The organism is Endozoicomonas sp. G2_1, from assembly GCF_017744155.1.
Lineage (GTDB): Bacteria > Pseudomonadota > Gammaproteobacteria > Enterobacterales > Alteromonadaceae > JAGHQT01.
In genome coordinates, this window is record NZ_JAGHQT010000002.1 from 168,696 (window position 1) to 188,029 (window position 19,334).

A 19,334-nucleotide genomic window follows, 5' to 3' on the forward strand; every position below is an offset into this window, starting at 1 on the left:
TGTAAAAGATTGAAGGTAAATAGGTGTATATAGCGAAGTTAAATTAACTTTGTTCAAACATTGTTTGTTGTAACAGTTTTTGCGCTTGCTCTTGGCTACCTTCCTCAAACTTGAGGCCAAGCGAGACGTTATTACCCGCTTTTTTAGCGTTACACACTGTTGCTTCCATGTTGAGGTTACTCAGACCGCGGAAGTCTTCGACAACAAGCTTGATTTTTTGACCATTGGTCATCAATAGTGGGTCACCATTATAAATGATGACCTGACAGCCCGAATTAGAGATATTAACAATATTGGCTTTCCAATATTCTTTATCTGCGCCAACTTTAATAGCGATATCAGTGTCTATGCGTACAGCAGAGCGCAAGCTTTGTAGGGTAACGTTTTTAGGGAATTCTAAGGTCAGAATTCGAGAAGGGATTTGTAGCGTTTGCCTAATTTGGCTAACGAAAGCGACAATAGCACCCTCGTGGCCTTCAATTAAGCCGCGCACGGTAACATTGGCTCCCGGCTGCATGTACTGGCCAAAGCTGCCAAGTTTACTTGCTTCGGGCGATTGAATTAAAACGTAGTCTTTAGGTAGATAACCAATAAAACAGGTACGGAACTTACCTTTTTTACCGGCAGGAGTGACCAAATCTAAGGTTACTGTTGCGCCAGCTTGTAACAAACCTAAATTTCGACTTAGGCGTTCAGCGGTCGGCATTTGTAACTGATTAGGCATAACTGCAAGGCATCCTTTAACGTTTAGAAAAACAATGTAACTTAGCTATCGCGCAAAATAAAGCACAAAAGCCAAGTTACCGCTGCCATTCGATATCCTGTTATTAATCTTCAGTTTTTTTATAACCCTGAGTCGCGCGAGCGCGTTTCTTTTGCTCGGTATAAGTAAGCTTTTTCTTACCGGCAAATGGATTTGAAGTTTCTCTAAACTCAATCTTGATCGGCGTACCCATTATTTTCAGTGACTTGCGATAGTAGTTCATCAAGTAGCGCTTGTAAGAAGGAGGTAGCTGTTTCACCTGGTTGCCGTGAATAACCACGATAGGTGGGTTATAACCACCAGCGTGAGCATACTTCAATTTGATGCGGCGGCCATTGTGCATTGGTGGCTGATGATCAAACACCGCCATATCTAAAATCTTAGTGACCATAGAGGTTGAAATGCGCTTAGTTGCCGAAACAAAGGCTTCTTCAACAGACTCGTATAAGTGACCAACACCCGTACCGTGTAAGGCCGAAATAAAGTGAATACGGGCAAAGTCAATAAAGCCCAAACGGCGGTCAAGTTCTGACTTGATACGATCTTTAACATCTTCATCAAGACCGTCCCACTTATTCACAGCCAACACTAATGAGCGCCCTGCTTCCAAAATAAAACCCAACAAGCTCAAGTCTTGATCAGTAATTCCTTCACGAGCATCGATAATTAACAAACAAACGTTAGCGTCTTCAATCGCTCGTAAGGTTTTAATCACAGAGTATTTTTCAACGACGTCAGAAACGTTTTTACGACGTCGAATACCAGCAGTATCAATTAAGGTATACTCGCGGCCATTGCGCTCCATCGGAATGTAAACACTGTCGCGAGTCGTGCCTGGCATGTCGTAAACAACTACGCGTTCCTCACCAAGAATGCGATTGGTCAGTGTTGATTTACCTACATTGGGCTTACCAATAATTGCTAATTTAATTTTATCATCGTGCTCTGGCGCATCAATTTCAGGTTCCCTTCCATGCTCATAATTAGCTTCTTCAAAATTAGCGTCTGACTCTGGGTCAAAGTCTTCAGTGAACTGCTCTTGCTGTGTTGATTTTTTCTCTTCCAATTCAGCAATATGAGGTTGTAGCGCCAGTGTCAGCAGCTGAGTAACGCCGCGTCCGTGAGCAGCAGCAATTTGATGAACCGTTTCACCGAGCGATAAAGCATAAAATTCACCTACCGCTGAGTCAGCATCAATACCATCAACTTTGTTGGCCGCTAAAAAGACACGCTTGTTTTGCTTGCGCAGGTAGTCAGCAATACTTTGATCAGCAGAAGTTAAACCAGCTCTGGCGTCAACTAAGAACAAAACGGCATCCGCTTCTTCAATCGCCATCAGTGATTGTTCAGCCATTAACGCATCAATGCCTTCTTCATCGCCATGAATACCACCAGTATCAATAACAATAAATGGATGCTCTTCAACTTGCGCTTGGCCATATTGACGATCTCGGGTCAATCCCGGGTAATCAGCTACTAACGCATCACGTGAACGTGTTAAACGGTTAAATAATGTTGATTTACCAACATTGGGACGACCCACTAAAGCAACAACAGGAAGCATGAGACCCTCAAAAATTCAATTCTTTAAAAAACAAACAACGGCTCTGACACTTATGCATCAGAGCCGTTTTAATTCTAGTATATTCTGCGACTTACGGGATAGTAATCGCTTCAATATCACCATCGCGTGATTGTACGTACAAAACATTGCCTGCCACCACAGGACTGGTGTAAATAGCACTTTCACCAACTGTAGTTATAAGCGCATTAAATGCACCAACGCGATGTCGAGCGACAAATTCGCCAGTTTCTTGGTCAATAAAGTGAAGATAACCTTCAAAATCACCAACGGCAAGGTAATCACCAATCACAGCAGGACCCGTTACTTGGCGATTAGTCAATAACAATTGGCTCCAACGTTCTAAACCATTGTTGCGGTCTACTGCATAAATGTGGCCTTTAACATCAGTTAAAAATAACGCATTACCGCTAATTGCCAAACTACGGTATGAAGAGTATTGACGACTCCACAACACTCGCCCCGATCTCAAATCTACAGCTACTAAGTTACCGCGAGAAGAAATTGAGTAAATTTTATCGCCAAAAACCAATGGTTTACTATCAACATCAATAACGCGTTCTAGTTCAGTTGAACCAGAGGCTTCACCAACAGGAGCTGTCCACGCTTGTTGGCCGCGATCAAGCACAAAGACAGTTAAATCACCACTTGCTGTGCCAACTAACACACCGCCAGAAGCTACAACCGGTGCACTAATGCCACGCAGAGATAACGGTGGTACATCTAACTCTGTTTGCCATAATTCTTTGCCATCCGCTGCATCAAACGCTTTCATTGCACCTGAAGCACTATTGACCACTAACACACCTTCACCGATGCCCGGCGCAGCAATAATTTCGCCTTTGATTTTAGCTGTCCAGCTCACTGAACCAGTTTCAGCGTCAAGCGCATAAACATCGCCGTTTTCGCTGCCGTAAAAAACTTTGTTGATACCAGTTACTGGTCCGCCATTAAGCAGCGCTGATTGACGATCTTGCCAAAAACTGCGTTCATCGCTTAAATCACTTAAGTCGGTTTTCCACAGCTCTTTACCTGTGTTTTGGTCAAAGGCTACCGCATCGCCAACTCGGCTTGCGGTAAACACTTTGCCATAGGCAACTGCTGGCTTTAAGCGCGAAAAATATTTATCAACACCGTCAACACTGTCGCTCCAAACAACTTTGGGATCAAACTGCTCAGTAATATCAGTGAGCTCAGCAACGCGTGTGCTTTCATCTTCATCATCAGTCGATGAACAAGCAATCAAACTTGAGCAAACGACGGCTAGTAGGGCAAACTTTTTATAAGAAAAACTCACATTTATTCCTGTAGTAACAAAACGATAGTATCGGCAACGTCGAATTCAGATGTTAGACGACAAGGTTTAACACTAGTTGGGTAAATTAATTGCCTGCGCTAAATCATCTAACTTCATTTGCAATGCTGGACTTGATGCTAGACCATCAGCGTCAATTGCTGCTTGGTAAGCACTGCGTGCTAAGTCTGCTTTACCCTGTTTAAGGTAAACATCACCTTTTGCTTCTTCAACAGTCGCTTTAAACGACGCTGGCAGTTCAGCTGATAACGTGGTTAATGCTTCTTGATAGTTCTCTTGTTGCATTTGAACACGCGCCAAACGAACTGTTGCAATACCTTTGATACCTTGGTCAGCCGCTTTAGTAACAGCTGCCGCCAAGTGTTTTTCAGCTTTAGCGTAGTCTTGTGATTCAACCGCAGTTTTAGCCAAGGCAAACTCAGCAAAAGCCGCGAGGCTTGTTTCAGCATTATTGGCAACAAACTTGTCAGCAGCAGCTGGTAAATCGGCAGCATTTTTAGCACCTGCATCTACCATAGTTTGATAGGCATCAGTCACTTTAGTTTCATCGGCCAATTTACTATCTTGATAATAGTTAAAACCAATAAAGCCACCTAAACCAACAATTAAACCGGCAATAATAGAATTGCCGTTTTCTTGCCAAAACGACTTAATCGCTTCGACTTGTTGTTCTTCCGTTTGAAACTCTGGCACAATAAACCCTTTACTTTTCAATACTTAATTAATTTTTATTTTGTGTTATTAACTACGCTGCTATTAATCAATAGTGCTAATTAATCAATTCTTCGAGTAAGCTCGGTACCTGGTCAAAAGGTACGCTAATTTGCTCTTTGCGCTCGCGTAAGTACTTAACCGTAGCGACTTGCTGAGCAATTTCATCTTCGCCCAAAATAATCGCAATACTCGCGGCAGATTTATCTGCCCGCTTCATTTGTTTTTTGAAGTTACCGCCACCACAGTGACACTGAATACGCGCTTCAGGCACCTCATCTCGCCACATTTCGGCAAGTTGATTGGCTTTGATATCAACGCCGTCACCCAACATGGCAACATAAACATCGACTTGTGGGCGAACATTATTGACTTTTTCCAAACTGGTTAGCAACAACACTAAGCGCTCAATACCCAAGGCAAAACCGAAGCCTGACGTACCTTTACCACCTAACTGTTCAACAAGGCCATCGTAACGGCCACCAGCACATACGGTACCTTGAGCACCTAAACTGGTTGTTACCCACTCGAATACGGTGCGATTATAGTAATCTAAGCCGCGTACCAAACGCTCATTAATGACATAGTCAATGCCTGCAGCTTCCAAACGCTGACATAAACTAGCAAAATGCTCGCGTGATTCTTCACCTAGGTACTCAGACAATTTTGGCGCATTAACCAAAGCTGCTTGCACCTCTGGATTCTTGCTATCTAACACGCGCAATGGGTTAGTGTGCATTCTGCGTTTACTGTCTTCGTCGAGTTTTTCTTCGTGCTCGGTGAGATAGGCGACTAACGCGTCGCGGTACTCAGCGCGTTCTTCATTAGAACCTAGCGTGTTCAGCTCTAGTGTGACCACGTCGTTGATGCCAAGTTCCCGCCAAAGTCTTGCCGAGAGCATAATAACTTCTGCATCAATATCTGGTGTCGCTATACCAAAAGCTTCAATACCAAATTGATGGAACTGACGATAACGACCTTTTTGCGGTCTTTCGTGGCGGAACATCGGCCCCATGTACCACAAGCGCTGTTCTTGGTTGTATAGCAAACCGTGTTGATTACCGGCGCGAACACAACTGGCGGTCCCCTCTGGTCGCAAGGTTAAACTGTCGCCATTGCGATCGTCAAAAGTGTACATTTCTTTTTCAACAATATCGGTAACTTCACCGATAGAGCGTTTAAAAAGAGCCGTTGATTCAACAATTGGCATTCTAATTTCAGAAAAACCATAATTACTGGCAACACGACGTAACGTCGCTTCAACCATTTGCCAAATATTGGTCTCGCTTGGCAAACAATCATTCATGCCGCGAACCGCTTGAATTGCTTTACTCACGTAAACAGCTCTCTCTAATACTTTTAAAATTGCAAACGCGCATTATAGGGCGTGAATTAATAAACGCAAAATTAATCGATTTTTAATCAACTAAGATGTTAATTGGCTTTATTCGACTTCTTTAACATCAATTTTGTTAGCTTCGTCCATTATTTTGGCCTTAGCTCTAATTTTTGCTTCTAATTGATTAACTAAGTCGTTATTGTCAAAGCGCTCGCGTTGGCGAACACCGTCGAGGTAAAAGCCACTTTTCTTACTACTACCGGTAAGACCTAAATCAGAGACTTCTGCTTCACCTGGGCCATTAACAATACAGCCAATAATCGATACGTCCATTGGCGTAATAATATCTTCTAAGCGCTCTTCAAGTGCATTGACGGTATTAATAACATCGAACTCTTGTCTTGAACAACTTGGGCAAGCAATAAAATTAATGCCTCTACTGCGAATTTTAAGTGACTTTAAAATATCAAAGCCAACTTTAATCTCTTCAACTGGGTTGGCAGCTAATGACACCCGCAAAGTGTCACCAATACCTTCGGAAAGTAACATGCCTAAACCAATCGCCGACTTAACCGAGCCAGAGCGCAAACCGCCAGCTTCAGTAATGCCCAAGTGAAGTGGGTTATCGATTTGTTTCGCCAGCAAGCGATAGGCGCCAACCGCCAAGAATACATCAGACGCTTTTACACTCACTTTAAAGTCGTGAAAATTTAATCTATCGAGAATATCAACATGGCGCATGGCCGACTCTAACAAGGCCTCAGGCGTTGGCTCACCATACTTTTCTTGTAAGTCTTTTTCTAACGAGCCACCGTTTACACCAATGCGAATAGGAATACCGTTATCGCGCGCAGATGCAACCACCGCTTGAATACGCTCTTCTTTACCGATGTTTCCCGGGTTAATACGCAAACAATCGGCACCGTATTCCGCAACTTTCAGTGCAATTCGATAATCAAAGTGAATGTCAGTCACTAGTGGTACATCGACTTGCTGTTTAATTTGCTTAAACGCTTCAGCAGCGTCCATAGTCGGTACACTGACGCGAACAATGTCGGCTCCAACGGCTTCGAGAGCTTTAATTTGAGCAACGGTGGCATCAACATCAGTAGTCAATGTGTTAGTCATAGACTGAACGCTAATGGGGGCATCGCCGCCAACAGGTACGTTGCCGACCATGATCTGACGGGATTTGCGACGAACAATAGGAGATTCTTTAAACATGATGTTGAATAATTTTTTCGATTAACACTAATGAATTCTATGAGCTAAAAGGTAAGGTAAATTTAGCTATATTACCGGGGCCAAATTGTGACATATCTTGCGCCTGACCAGCAAACTTAATTTCAACCAGCTCAGGCTTACCCAAGGTAACATTAAACGGTGCTAAACCTGAAACAGTCATAACATAATCCGCTTTTTTAATGCCCCAAGCTAAACGCTCGCCGCTTGCGTCATAAATATTGACCCAACAATCACCGGCAAAAGTAAATTCAAGATCAACGACTTGACCGACTTGCTGATTACCATCACTCAATGTTTGTGACAGAGACTCTGATAATTGTTTAGACGGTTTATTTGAGCCAATCGGGGACTGTATCGATAATTGATTTAACGGCGAATTCTCATAGGCTATCTGCTGAACTTCGAGGCTTTCTTGATCAGCAGTGAGATTAGCAGATGTTGCACTACTCAGTTCAACAGTCTCTTGAGTTTGGCTTACGTCGATTGGCGCTATCGACTCTTGAGCAGATACTTGAGTGGGTGCTTGAGCAGCTGAAGCTTGTTGTTCAACTATGCTCGTATTGTCAGCTAAATTAGCTTCATCGGTAGTAAAACTAGACAGTTGACTTAACTTAGCGGCGCCATTTTCTTGAAAAAACCAAAGTACAGTTGAGGCAATCAACAAAATAAAAATCAGGTAAGTGAACCACTTCAAGCGGCTATGCTCTGCTTGTTTGCGGGTAATTTTCGAAAAGCTCTGCATTTCTGCACCCTGCTTTTCAGCAACACCAAGCATGTCATAACTCGACAAAATATCTTTTTCACTAACGCCAACCAGTTTGGCGTAGTTGCGCAGGTAACCGCGGTTAAAAGTCGAAGGCAGAGCGCGGTCGTAATGATCTTGCTCGATTTCTTTCACTAATGCGATGCGAAAGTTGAGCTGTTTAGCGACTTGCTCAACAGTTAGACCCATTTTTTCACGTGCATCGCTAAGTAATTGACCGGGCCCGATAATCTCAGTTTCATCGGTTAATTCTAGCGGCGGCTCCGAACCTTTATTTGATTTGGCTAACTCCTTGTCAGCTTTGCTGTCATCCGATAAAGAACTGCTTTGTTTAGCCATTAATTTACTACCGCTTTTTTCGGATCAGCCAAATAAATCACTTGCCCTATTTTGATAACATTTGACCGTCTAATACTGTTCCAGCGCTTAAGACTACTCATGTGAATATTATATTTCTTTGAGATAGAAAATAAGCTTTCGCCCTTGCTTACCACGTGAACGGGTAAGGTCATCATGCTTTGACCTTGATTTTGGCTTTCAGTTCGATTTTTTTTATTTTCAGGTGAGTTAGCTTGATCAGTGTCATTTTTTGCAACGACTTCAGCAGGTTTCAACAAGGATTGTTGATTGCCCTTCTCAGCCGAATTAGCTGTTTCAGGTTTACTTAACTTAGAGCCTACCTGCATAGCTACATTACTTTTTTCTGATTTGGTATCAGGCTTGGCAACACTAGCTGATTTGTCAGCCATAGGGTTAGCGGACTTAGTTGTTACCTTAGTTAGCTTCTGATTCTTGACTGTCTTTGTTTTTGGCGCTTGTTTTTTCGGTGCCTGTATTTTAGGTGAAAGTACGACAACGCGTTTTTTGCTAACCTTGTCTTCGCCTTGCTGGCTCGCCTGATAATCTTGCGCCAATTTATCAGCTTCGATTTCTCGCAGGCCATTAAGCAAATATTGCTTGGCCGGATAACTATTGGCAAACATATTGACCAACATGGCACCGTAATTTTTTGCCACTTGTCGCTTAAACTGTTTTTGATAAATTTTGTAGGCTAAGGCTAGTGCATCGGGAGTAAAACGGCGCGTCGCTTTCTCGTAACGGGTAAAGTAGCCTTGTGCTTTAACATAATCTGATTTGGCATATTGCAATTGTGTCATTTGCAACAAGGCTGATGCACTCGACGGATTGTGCTGAATGGCTTTATCTAAGTAGTGTTCAGCTTTGTCAAACTTGCGCGCTTTAACCTGACACAAGGCTAAATTTTCATAACTGTCAGCAACCAAAATGTAACTTGGAATGCTAATCGCTTTGAGAAATTGCTTTTCTGCTTCGTCGTATTTTTCTTGGCGACACAAAAAGACACCGTAGTTATTGAGGGTGTCGGCATCGTCAGAGTCTAACGATAGTGCTTTTTTATATGCTTGAGTTGCTTGTTCTGGCTCACCCACCGTTTCATAGTAATGAGCAAATGAGGTATAAACAGCGACTAAATTAGGGGCAAAACGTTTGGCTTTTTCTAAGTTGATCTTAGCTTGTTTGGTGTTACCAACCTTTAAATAGCCCAAACCAAGCGAGATTCGAGTCATGGCTATTTCATTTTGGGTGGCGTCGTTAACAACAACAGGTTCTTTATTGTTTTGGTAAGTTTGAGTAACACAACCGCTCAAACTTACCACAGTGGTAGTCAATGCTACAGCAACGCCAATCTTCAATCGACTTTTCATGATAACAGCCAAGGGTAACTATCTGGATATCAGACCATTTTTACCGAAATTTCGTCATCTTGCATCTGTTTTTTTTCTGCCGCTTGCTTAGCGATAAAAGCGGTGCGTTTAGTGCGGTCTAAAACATCGCCAGCAAGTTGGCCACAGGCTGCGTCAATATCGTCGCCGCGAGTACGACGAGTAATCACAGTCAAGCCATAGCTTTGCAGTACTTTGTCAAAACGGTCGATACGCGAGTTACTCGAGCGCTTATACGGTGAACCCGGGTATGGGTTAAACGGGATCAAATTAATCTTGCTCGGCAGATCTTTTAAGGCATGAGCAAGTTCATGCGCCTGTTCGGTACTGTCGTTCACGTGATCAAGCATAACGTATTCGATGGTTGCCTGTTTATTGGCTTTTGAACCGTCAACGTAGCGTCCTGCCGCCGCCAAGAACTCTTCTAATGGATACTTTTTATTGATTGGCACTAATTCATCACGCAGCGCGTTGTTTGGCGCATGAACTGAAATTGCCAAGGCACAATCAATTTTTTCTTTGAGCATATCAAGCGCCGGTACTACACCAGAAGTACTGACAGTAACGCGGCGTTTTGACAAACCATAGCCCAAGTCATTAAGCATGGTATCAAGTGCCGGAATAAGGTTTTTCATATTCAACAACGGCTCGCCCATGCCCATCATCACGATATTGGTGATAGGTCGAGTACCGGCAATACGAGTCGCGCCAATATCGTTAGCAACGCGCCACACTTGGCCAATAATTTCAGCCATTGATAAGTTGCGGTTAAAACCCTGCTGAGCTGTAGAACAGAAGCTACACTCTAGCGCACAGCCAACTTGCGAAGACACACATAAGGTTGCGCGATTGTTTTCAGGGATCCAAACGGTCTCTACTTCTTGGCCGCCCTCAAGCTTTAACGCATACTTAATAGTACCGTCGTTCGACACTTGTTTTTGCGAAATTTCCGGCGCTTTAATTTCACAAAGGCGTGCTAATTTTTCTCGCAAACCTTTGTTGAAGTTAGTCATTTTTTCAAAGTCGTCATAACCAAAGTGATACATCCACTTCATTAATTGGTCAGCGCGAAACGGCTTTTCACCAATTTCAGCAAAATACTCACGCAGCATTTTATGATCAAAATTCAGTAGGTTTACTTTTGGGGTTACATCAGTCATGTAGTTTGATCTCAACAACTCAAAGATAACGGAAAAATAGTAAAGGGCGCGAATTGTACACTTTTTGTGCACAAGTCACAATCGTTAGGCGATTAGTTACTCTGTAATACGTAGCTTTAAATAACTAATCGCCTAACCACCAATAAAACAAAAGGATTTTACCGCTTAGCAGTAAAATCCTTTGTTTGCCTTGCCGCGAGATAAAAAATCTCGCCAACTAACTCAGAATTTAAATCACGAAGATTTAAGTAGAATTAGCGAGTGCGTGGGCAAATCTCTTCGTCTGAGAAGAAGTAAGCAATTTCACGAGCAGCTGATTCTAAAGCGTCAGAACCGTGAACAGCATTTTCGTCAATTGAGTTAGCGTAATCAGCACGTAATGTACCCGCTAGCGCTTCAGCTGGGTTAGTAGCACCCATGATTTCACGGTTTTTAAGAACAGCGTTTTCGCCTTCTAACACTTGAACCATTACAGGACCAGAAGTCATGAACTCAACTAAAGCACCAAAGAAAGGACGCTCGCTGTGCTCAGCGTAAAAACCTTCTGCTTGCTCTTTTGATAAGTGAACCATTTTTGAAGCAATGATTTTTAAACCAGCAGTTTCAAAACGGTTGTAGATTTGACCAATAACATTTTTTGCTACTGCATCAGGTTTTACGATAGAAAAAGTACGTTCGATAGCCATGATAAAGCCCTTATAAATTGAAATAATTGTCGAGATCATTTTGGCGTACAAAACGATCGCTGAAAAATTTGGCGCGATTATAGACTAAACCAAGACAAAAACCTACCATTATCCAACTGGTCAATAAAACTATCACAGTTACGTCGAGAAAGGCACTGAATACAGTGGTTAAATCTGCTTGCTGTTACTGCTAAATCCCTCATATTAACCTGTTCTAAGACATCTAAATATGAAGATATGGCAGGAAAACTCTGCTCGTAAGTTCGTATACTCCTGAACATATACGCTCTTTGCCATCTGACGTACATGGATGCACTAATATCTCGATAACCATGGATGGCGATAGAGACCATGGCACCGCGTTATTGCTGACATGGATGTCAGTACTTAGTTTTTGTCTGGAACAGAAAAACTGACCGTTCATCCTCGGCTCTGGCATCCTGCTTCGCTCTACCTCATATATCCATATAATCCTGAACATATACGCTCTTTGCCATCCATGGCACCGCGTTATACCGTTCATCCTGAACATAAAAAAACGGCTTATCCAATAGATAAGCCGTTTTCATGTAATTCTCTACTTGAGTTAGTTACTCACGCGTTTGTACTGACGATACTCTGCTTGCCAGAAATTGCGCTCAATTTTATCGCGCAGCTGGTCATCAGATATCTCAAGTGCTAAGTTTTGTTGAAACGCCACTTTCGCAATATTAAACGCAATCGCTTTGCTCAAGTCAGCAATACTGGTAATCGGCGGTAGCAATTCATTGCCGGTCTCATTGGCTAACGGCGAAGCAGCAGCGAGGGTTTCACTGGCAACCATTAACATATCGTCGGTAACACGATTAATATTTGCCGATACCACACCCAAACCAATACCAGGGAAAATATAGCTGTTGTTACACTGAGCGATAGGATAAGTGTTGCCATCGTACTCAACTGGCTCAAACGGACTACCAGATGCAACAATGGCCTTGCCTTTGGTCCATTCAATCACTTGTTCAGGTCTTGCTTCTACCTGACGTGAAGGATTACTCAATGGGAAGATAATTGGTAACTCACTGCCTGCTTTCATTGCTTTAATCACAGCTTCTGTAAACAAGCCAGGTTGCCCTGAAACACCGATTAAAATATCAGGCTGAGCATTTTCTACTACTTCTAACAACGACGCGTATTCACCAGTCACTTGCCAATCGGCAATAGCGTCTGTGCGTTGTACAAGTTTCGCTTGGAAATCACGTAAGCCAGTCATGCCTTGGGTTAACAAGCCGTAACGATCAACCATAAACACTTGCGATCTTGCTTGCTCAGCATCGGCTCCCTCACGAACCATTTGGCTAATGATTTGCTCGGCAATACCACAACCTGCTGAACCAGCGCCAACAAAGACGACTTTTTGGCTCGCCAATTTAACACCTTTAGCGCGACAAGCCGCTAACAGTGAACCAACAGTAACTGATGCAGTACCCTGAATATCATCGTTGAAACAGCAAATGCGATCGCGGTAACGCTCGAGTAATGGCATTGCGTTCGGTTGCGCGAAATCTTCAAACTGCAACATAACATGAGGCCAACGGCGTTTGACGGCATTGATAAATAGCTCAACAAACTCGTCGTATTCAGCTTGGCCAATGCGCTTGTGGCGAGCGCCCATATACATTGGGTCGTTAAGTAATTTTTCGTTGTTAGTGCCAACATCTAACATCACAGGCAAACAGTAAGCAGGGCTAATACCACCACAAGCGGTGTAAAGTGATAACTTACCAATCGGAATCCCCATGCCGCCAATACCTTGGTCACCTAAACCAAGAATGCGCTCACCATCGGTAACAACAATAACTTTTACCTTACCCTTGGTGGCATTTCGCAAGATATCATCTATTTGATGACGTTCTTCATAAGAAATGAATAAACCGCGGTTGCTGCGATAAATATCTGAAAATTGCTCACAAGCATCACCGACCGTTGGCGTGTAAATAATTGGCAGCATTTCATCGAGATTTTCTTGTACTAACTTGTGGAACAAGGTCTCGTTTTTATCTTGAATCGCACGCAAATAAATGTGCTTATTTATCGCGCTGTCAAAACTACTGAATTGCTTGTAACAACGCTCAACCTGCTCTTCAATAGTTTCAAAACGCGGTGGAATTAATCCGGTTAAATTAAAACTTTCGCGTTCTTGCGCACTAAATGCACTACCTTTGTTCAACAAAGGAGTTTCTAAAAGCGTTGGGCCTGCGTATGAAATATAAAGAGGACGTCTGTTGTTAGTCATAGGTATTATTTTAGTATGTAGATTAAACCGAGTTTATTCTACAAAATTAGACAACAAAAGTACTTAGTAAAACGATATAAAGCTATACCTTTAGGTTAAGAAGCGATTTTTTGCTAATGGCTTGCTGATTAATCGTACTCATCCATCCATGCCAACTGAATGGCTTCGAGTACTCGCTCACCACAGTGTTTAGGATCATCGTCAAAACGTTCAAGTGCCAATACCCACTGCATCAGCTCGGGAAAGTGCAACGCTTTTGGATCAACTTCAGGATACTGTTCTAATAAATCCAAGGCAATTTCTTGCGAATCAATCCACTTAAGTCCCATATTAACGCTCCAAATACTATCAAGGATTAGAAAATCAGCTGAAACCAAAGGTAATCAGCGAGTAACATTAGTATAAGCCAAAATAACAACGCCCGTGTCCGGCGACAAAACTGACACTCGGTATGCCACCATTGCCGAAATTGCTCAAACATAAAATAGCCCAGCATTTGTTAATTATGGCTATGATAATACCATCAACCTATATCATTGGATCAAAAACGGGCACCTAAGTGCCCGTTTATTTTTTTATGTTTCCACTATCACAATAGTTGAAACTAACTTTTTATTTTACTGGAAAGCCTCGGTCGCGCATCAAAGCGTCAACATTGGCATCTCGACCTCTAAAAGCGCGATAAGCATCTGCTGGGTCAACGGCGTTGCGTACGCTAAATAAGTGCTCAACAAGTTTTGCCGCAACGTCTTTATCGTAAAAACCACCTGGTGCTTCAGCAAATGCTTCGGCAGCATCAGAGGTAAGCACCTCCGCCCACATATAACCATAGTATGCTGCAGAATAACCTTCGCCGCTAAACACATGGCCAAAATGCGGCGTTCTGTGGCGCATGACAATTTGACTTGGCATATTGAGCTTAGCCAATTCTTCACGCTCAAACTTATCAACATCAATGCCTGCTGGATCGATAGTGTGTAACTTCATATCGATAAGTGCGGACGCTAAATACTCAGTCGTTTTAAAGCCTTCGTTAAAGGTCGCTGCTTGTTTGATCTTTTTCACCAACTCGGCTGGCATTGGTTTGCCTGTTTTGTAGTGAACTAAATAGTTGTCGATGACTTCGTCAGTCGTTAACCAGCGCTCTAACAACTGCGATTGAAATTCAGTGTAATCTCGAACGCCGCCGTTAAGGGTTGGATAGGTAACATTAGACGACAACGAGTGTAAGGCATGTCCAAACTCGTGGAAGTAAGTCTCGGCATCATCCCAAGAAATAAGCGTAGGCTGATCTTCTTGGCCTTTGATGAAGTTAGAATTATTAGACGAGAGCACATTGGTTTTACCGTCAAACGTAGTATGACTGCGATAGCTTGTTGCCCATGCTCCAGAACGCTTACCTTTGCGGGCAAATGGGTCTAAATACCACAAGCCAATATGCTGGCCTGAGGTTTTGTCGGTCACTTCCCAAACGTTAACATCCGGGTGGAACACCGCCACTGAGCCATCTTCAATTGGCGTGAAGTTGAAATTAAACAAACGCCCTGCAACGTAAAACATAGCTTCACGAAGTTTATCTAGCTGTAAGTATTGCTTCACTTCATCTGAGTCTAAGTCGTACTTTTGCTTGCGCACTTTTTCCGCGTAGTAGCGGTAGTCCCATGGTTCAATACTATCGATACCGTCGAGCTCTTTTGCCAGCGCTAACATATCGGCAACTTCTTCATCGACTCGCGCGATGGCCGCCGGCCATACCGACTCCATAAGATTAATCGCATTCTCTGGCTTTTTCGCCATGCGATCTTCTAAGCGCCAAGAAGCATAGTTTTTGTAACCCAATAGGCCGATGCGCTCATGACGAAGTTGTAAGATTTCCGCGATAATTTTATTGTTGTCGAACTCATCACCATTGTCACCGCGACTGTAATAGGTTTGCCACACTTTTTTGCGCAACTCGCGCTTGGTTGAATAAGTTAAAAACGGATCCATTGATGAACGCGTATTAGTAAAGACGTACTTACCTTCCATATCGCGCTCTGCAGCGGCAGAAGCAGCAGCATTAACCACAGATTCAGGTAAACCCGACAATTGATCTTTAGTTAAAGTGTGAATGTAGTTTTCTTCATCGGCTAAAACGTTGTTGCCAAACTTGGTGTGCAGCTCAGCTAAGCGCTGATTGATATCAGCATAGCGCTTTTTAGCGTCGCCGGTCAGGGTTGCGCCGTTGCGCGCAAAGCCGTTATAAGTTAAATCAACTAAGCGTTTTTGCTCGTCATTCAAATTAGCATTGTCTTTATTCTGATAAACTTTTTGTACACGCTTAAACAAGGCTTCGTTTTGGTTAATTTTAGAAAAGAAAGCTGAAAGTTTTGGCGCCATTTCACCTTGAATAGCTCTAAACTCAGGCGAAGATGCGTTACTACTCCAAATGCCCCAATAACTAAAAATGCGATCGAGTGCTTGTCCGGTGCGCTCCATGGCAACAATCGTATTGTCAAATGTTGCTGGCTCTGGGTTGTTAGCAATAGCGTCGATTTCAGCAAGATTTACTGCCATAGCGACTTCAAGTGCAGGTTTTAGGCCGGATAACTCGACTTTATCAAAGGCCGGAACACCTTGATATGGTCCTGTCCACTGCGCCAATAACAATTTAGTTGCGTCAGTGGCGTCAGCAGGAATAAAGTCGTTAATATCGACCAAGATTTTGGCTTTGCTATTCATTTGTGTTGCTTTTGCCGTTTGTGTTTGCGCTTGGTCTGAGTCATCTGCCTGTTGCTCATCTGAACAAGCGGTTAAGCCACAAGTAATAAGCCCTGAGACCAACAGCGCTGAAATCACTTTATTGAGTTTAAACATAAATTACCCCTACTAAATAACCTCAGGTTTGGATAAAAAATAGTGTATAACTATAAAATTCAAAAAGTTAGCTATTCTTATTACTTCTAACGAGAAATTTTTACTGATATCAAGGCGAATTTACGAGTCAATAGCTTGCCTATTGCAAGTGAATTCAACGCAGAGAGCAGTAAAAATAGCCGCTAGAAGCACATTAGTTATCCGAAGCTGAGGTTAAGTATTATTATTAAAAATTCTGTCTTTATGAAACCCATTAACGATACACAGAGAAAGGTAATAAAACCACAAACAAATTGTAAATTTGCGGTTAACAGTAAACCAGCTGCGGTGTTCAGCAATTTTATTGAGTTTATCTGGACGTTCTCTCCATCGCTTTGACCTAAAGCCTTGCTCCTGATTAAATAGGCCATCATTTACTAACCCTACCCTTGACTATGCGAGCTGTTTTTCTAGACCAAGCAACCTTTAGTTCAGAGATTGATATTACTATGATTGAACAGCAGGTGAGCAAGCTAACCTGCTACCCGCTGACTAACCCAGAGCAAATTATTGAGCACTCCCGTGATGCCAATATTATTATCACCAATAAAGTTGTTTTAAACCGAGTACTACTGACTCAATTGCCTGAGTTAAAGTTAATTTGTATCGCCGCCACCGGCACCAACAATGTTGACCTTGCTTCAGCAACCGAGCTTGGCATTTGTGTTACCAACATCACCAATTACGCCAATCAATCGGTGAGCCAATATGTTTTTGCGCAACTGCTCAACCATTTTTCTCATATTAGTGACCACAATCAGAACGTGCGCAATAACTTATGGCAACAACACCACAGTTTTTGTTTACACGGCAAAGGTATGGAAGAGCTTGCCGGCAAAACCATCGCCATTATTGGCTATGGCAGTTTGGGCCAAGCGGTCGCAGAGCGCGCAAAAGCATTTGACTTAAACGTAATGGTCAGTGAGCACTGTGGAGCTTCAAAAATAAGAAACGGTCGAGTCAGTTTTGAACAGGCATTAAGCCAAGCCGACATTATCAGTTTGCACTGTCCACAAACAGCAGACACTACAAGTCTGATCAATGAAAAAAGTCTGGCGCTAGTTAAACCAAGCGCAGTCATAGTCAATACTGCGCGAGGGGGCTTGATTAACAACGACGCCTTATTAGCCGCTTTACGGGAAAAACGCATTGCTGCGGCGATCCTTGACGTGCTAGATGTCGAGCCACCGCCAGCAGATCATCCGCTAATTGCCAATAAGTTCGACAACCTAATAATCACGGCTCATATTGCTTGGGCGAGCAAACAGGCGCAACAGCGGTTGATTGACAAAATCGCCGAAAACATCAGTGCTTTCGCAGCTAAAGAGCCGATTAATGTGGTCAATTAATCAGCGGACTGGCTCGAAGGTCCTAGCTCGAAGGTCTTGGCTTGAAGGTCTTAGCGCCGCTACTCAGCAAAGATACTGGCTTTGTGACTGAGCATGGCTGAACGCAAACCATGTTTTATCTGCTGATAGGTCGCGCGATCTTTTTGGGCAAGCTCACCGGCGAAAGCTAATGCTTGCTCAGCCAATGCATCTTTGCTGTGGAGCGCATCAACAATCCCCTTAGCCAAGCACTGTTCGCCAGTATAAGCGCTCCCTAAAAACGCCATTTGTCGCAGGGTTTGGCTATCGGTAAGTTGTTCGATAATAGTATGCATCATTGGGGTAAATGGCACTTTGACATTGATTTCTGGAAAGCAAAAACGGCCGCGATCAGCGCGCATCACCCTAAAATCACAAGCCGACGCTAGAATTGCGCCACCGGCGTATGTGTTACCATTAATAGCTGCTAATGTCGGGACATTGAGCAAATACAATCGGTACAAGACACGTTCAAATAAATTTAAAAACTCTGCGCGCTGCTCAGCAGACAAAGACAACAACCACGGCAAGCGAATACCTGTCGTAAAGGTTTTCTCGTGGTCACTGGTAATCACCAATGCAGTATTGCCATCATAGGCCTCTACTTGATCAAAGGCTGACAAAAACTCGCGCATCACGTCGCTAGTAAAAGTGTTATCATGCTCACTTTCAATAAGTTTTAAAATATGAATATCGCCCTGACGTTCAAGTGTTAAACTGTTCATCCCATTGCCTACTGTTAATTATTAAAAAGCTATTAATAACAATAATCATCAAGAAATTAAACCACTAATTTAAACAACCGTTTTAATTAGAGCTCTTTAAGAGACGACTAAAAACGTTCAACATATCACTTTAGTATACCCATTGAATTAAACCACCATGACAAAAAACATCAGCTATCGCCCACTTCAACAACAAGACTTCGACGCAGTTATTGAGCTTGCTAATCGCGTTCACGGGCAAGGCTATCTCAATCAAGCGCGTTTACAAGCTTGGTATCAACAAGGATTTGCCAAAGGAATTAACAGCCACTTTGTCGCTTACGATCAAGGTCTGGAGTCGACAACCCTAGCGGGTTTTCGACTTTGCTTTGCCACCGAGCAATGGCGCATCGATCAGTGGTGCAGTCCAGAGTTGTGGTCGCATGCGACAGAACAAGTTGCTTATTTCAAGTGTAATACCGTTGATGAAAACTACCGCGGTTTAGGTGTTGGTAGCCAACTGCTCAAACTCTCGGTAGCCGCATTGAAACAACAAGGTGCAACCGCAGGTGTAAGCCATTTGTGGCGACAAAGTCCGGGTAATAGCGCGATCAAATACTTCAGTAAATGCGGTGGCAAGCTAATCAAAGATCACCCAAGAAAATGGCAGCAAGATTGTGACAATGGCTATGAATGCATTATTTGCGGCTTTGAATGTTACTGCGTTGCGGCAGAAATGATGATTACCTTCGACACCGAGTGAGTGCTAGTTTACCGATGGCAAAGG

General features: G+C 43.0%; 16 protein-coding genes. 2 read left to right on the plus strand and 14 right to left on the minus strand.

What is annotated here, in order from left to right; genetic code table 11:
• Positions 1-43 precede the first annotated feature (43 nt).
• The 13 genes from J7384_RS03730 to J7384_RS03790 all read right to left on the minus strand — a co-directional run bounded on the left by J7384_RS03730 (position 44) and on the right by J7384_RS03790 (position 16,437).
• On the minus strand, positions 44-724 hold the full coding sequence (locus J7384_RS03730) for a PilZ domain-containing protein (RefSeq protein WP_209111531.1): 681 nt from the start codon (positions 722-724) through the stop codon (positions 44-46).
• A 103-nt stretch (positions 725-827) separates the two neighbouring features.
• Positions 828-2,327 carry a ribosome biogenesis GTPase Der gene (gene der, locus J7384_RS03735; RefSeq protein WP_209111532.1) on the minus strand — a complete coding sequence of 500 codons (1,500 nt, stop codon included), beginning with the start codon at positions 2,325-2,327 and terminating at the stop codon, positions 828-830.
• Between the two features lie 91 nt (positions 2,328-2,418).
• On the minus strand, positions 2,419-3,642 hold the full coding sequence (gene bamB / locus J7384_RS03740) for an outer membrane protein assembly factor BamB (protein WP_209111533.1): 1,224 nt from the start codon (positions 3,640-3,642) through the stop codon (positions 2,419-2,421).
• Positions 3,643-3,714: 72 nt separating this feature from the next.
• The gene (locus J7384_RS03745) at positions 3,715-4,353 is read right to left on the minus strand and encodes a tetratricopeptide repeat protein (protein ID WP_209111534.1); all 639 of its coding nucleotides are present in this window, start codon (positions 4,351-4,353) and stop codon (positions 3,715-3,717) included.
• A 76-nt stretch (positions 4,354-4,429) separates the two neighbouring features.
• Positions 4,430-5,707, minus strand: coding sequence for a histidine--tRNA ligase (gene hisS / locus J7384_RS03750; RefSeq protein ID WP_209111535.1), 1,278 nt, complete (start codon positions 5,705-5,707; stop codon positions 4,430-4,432).
• Positions 5,708-5,815: 108 nt separating this feature from the next.
• A complete protein-coding gene (gene ispG, locus J7384_RS03755) occupies positions 5,816-6,934 on the minus strand; it encodes a flavodoxin-dependent (E)-4-hydroxy-3-methylbut-2-enyl-diphosphate synthase (protein ID WP_209111536.1) in 1,119 nt (372 codons plus the stop codon).
• A 37-nt stretch (positions 6,935-6,971) separates the two neighbouring features.
• Complete coding sequence (locus J7384_RS03760; RefSeq protein WP_209111537.1) at positions 6,972-8,057, minus strand: RodZ domain-containing protein; 1,086 nt, start codon at positions 8,055-8,057, stop codon at positions 6,972-6,974.
• A complete protein-coding gene (pilW, locus tag J7384_RS03765) occupies positions 8,057-9,442 on the minus strand; it encodes a type IV pilus biogenesis/stability protein PilW (protein WP_209111538.1) in 1,386 nt (461 codons plus the stop codon). The genes J7384_RS03760 and pilW overlap by 1 nt, the downstream gene beginning before the upstream one ends.
• Positions 9,443-9,471: 29 nt before the next feature.
• Complete coding sequence (locus J7384_RS03770) at positions 9,472-10,620, minus strand: bifunctional tRNA (adenosine(37)-C2)-methyltransferase TrmG/ribosomal RNA large subunit methyltransferase RlmN (RefSeq protein WP_209111539.1); 1,149 nt, start codon at positions 10,618-10,620, stop codon at positions 9,472-9,474.
• A 254-nt stretch (positions 10,621-10,874) separates the two neighbouring features.
• Complete coding sequence (gene ndk, locus J7384_RS03775) at positions 10,875-11,306, minus strand: nucleoside-diphosphate kinase (RefSeq protein WP_209111540.1); 432 nt, start codon at positions 11,304-11,306, stop codon at positions 10,875-10,877.
• A 586-nt stretch (positions 11,307-11,892) separates the two neighbouring features.
• Positions 11,893-13,581 carry an NAD-dependent malic enzyme gene (locus J7384_RS03780; RefSeq protein ID WP_209111541.1) on the minus strand — a complete coding sequence of 563 codons (1,689 nt, stop codon included), beginning with the start codon at positions 13,579-13,581 and terminating at the stop codon, positions 11,893-11,895.
• Between the two features lie 128 nt (positions 13,582-13,709).
• Complete coding sequence (gene iscX / locus J7384_RS03785) at positions 13,710-13,910, minus strand: Fe-S cluster assembly protein IscX (protein ID WP_209111542.1); 201 nt, start codon at positions 13,908-13,910, stop codon at positions 13,710-13,712.
• 283 nt (positions 13,911-14,193) lie between these two features.
• Positions 14,194-16,437: a M3 family metallopeptidase gene (locus tag J7384_RS03790; RefSeq protein ID WP_209111543.1), complete on the minus strand. Its 2,244-nt coding sequence runs from the start codon at positions 16,435-16,437 to the stop codon at positions 14,194-14,196.
• Between the two features lie 434 nt (positions 16,438-16,871).
• On the opposite strand from J7384_RS03790, the gene J7384_RS03795 reads away from it, so the two are divergent.
• Complete coding sequence (locus J7384_RS03795) at positions 16,872-17,825, plus strand: D-2-hydroxyacid dehydrogenase (RefSeq protein WP_209111544.1); 954 nt, start codon at positions 16,872-16,874, stop codon at positions 17,823-17,825.
• 59 nt (positions 17,826-17,884) lie between these two features.
• On the opposite strand, the gene J7384_RS03800 is transcribed toward J7384_RS03795, so the two are convergent.
• Positions 17,885-18,568, minus strand: coding sequence for an enoyl-CoA hydratase/isomerase family protein (locus tag J7384_RS03800; protein ID WP_209111545.1), 684 nt, complete (start codon positions 18,566-18,568; stop codon positions 17,885-17,887).
• 157 nt (positions 18,569-18,725) lie between these two features.
• Here J7384_RS03800 and J7384_RS03805 point away from each other — a divergent pair, with 157 nt between their 5' ends.
• A complete protein-coding gene (locus J7384_RS03805; protein ID WP_209111546.1) occupies positions 18,726-19,310 on the plus strand; it encodes a GNAT family N-acetyltransferase in 585 nt (194 codons plus the stop codon).
• Positions 19,311-19,334 lie beyond the last annotated feature (24 nt).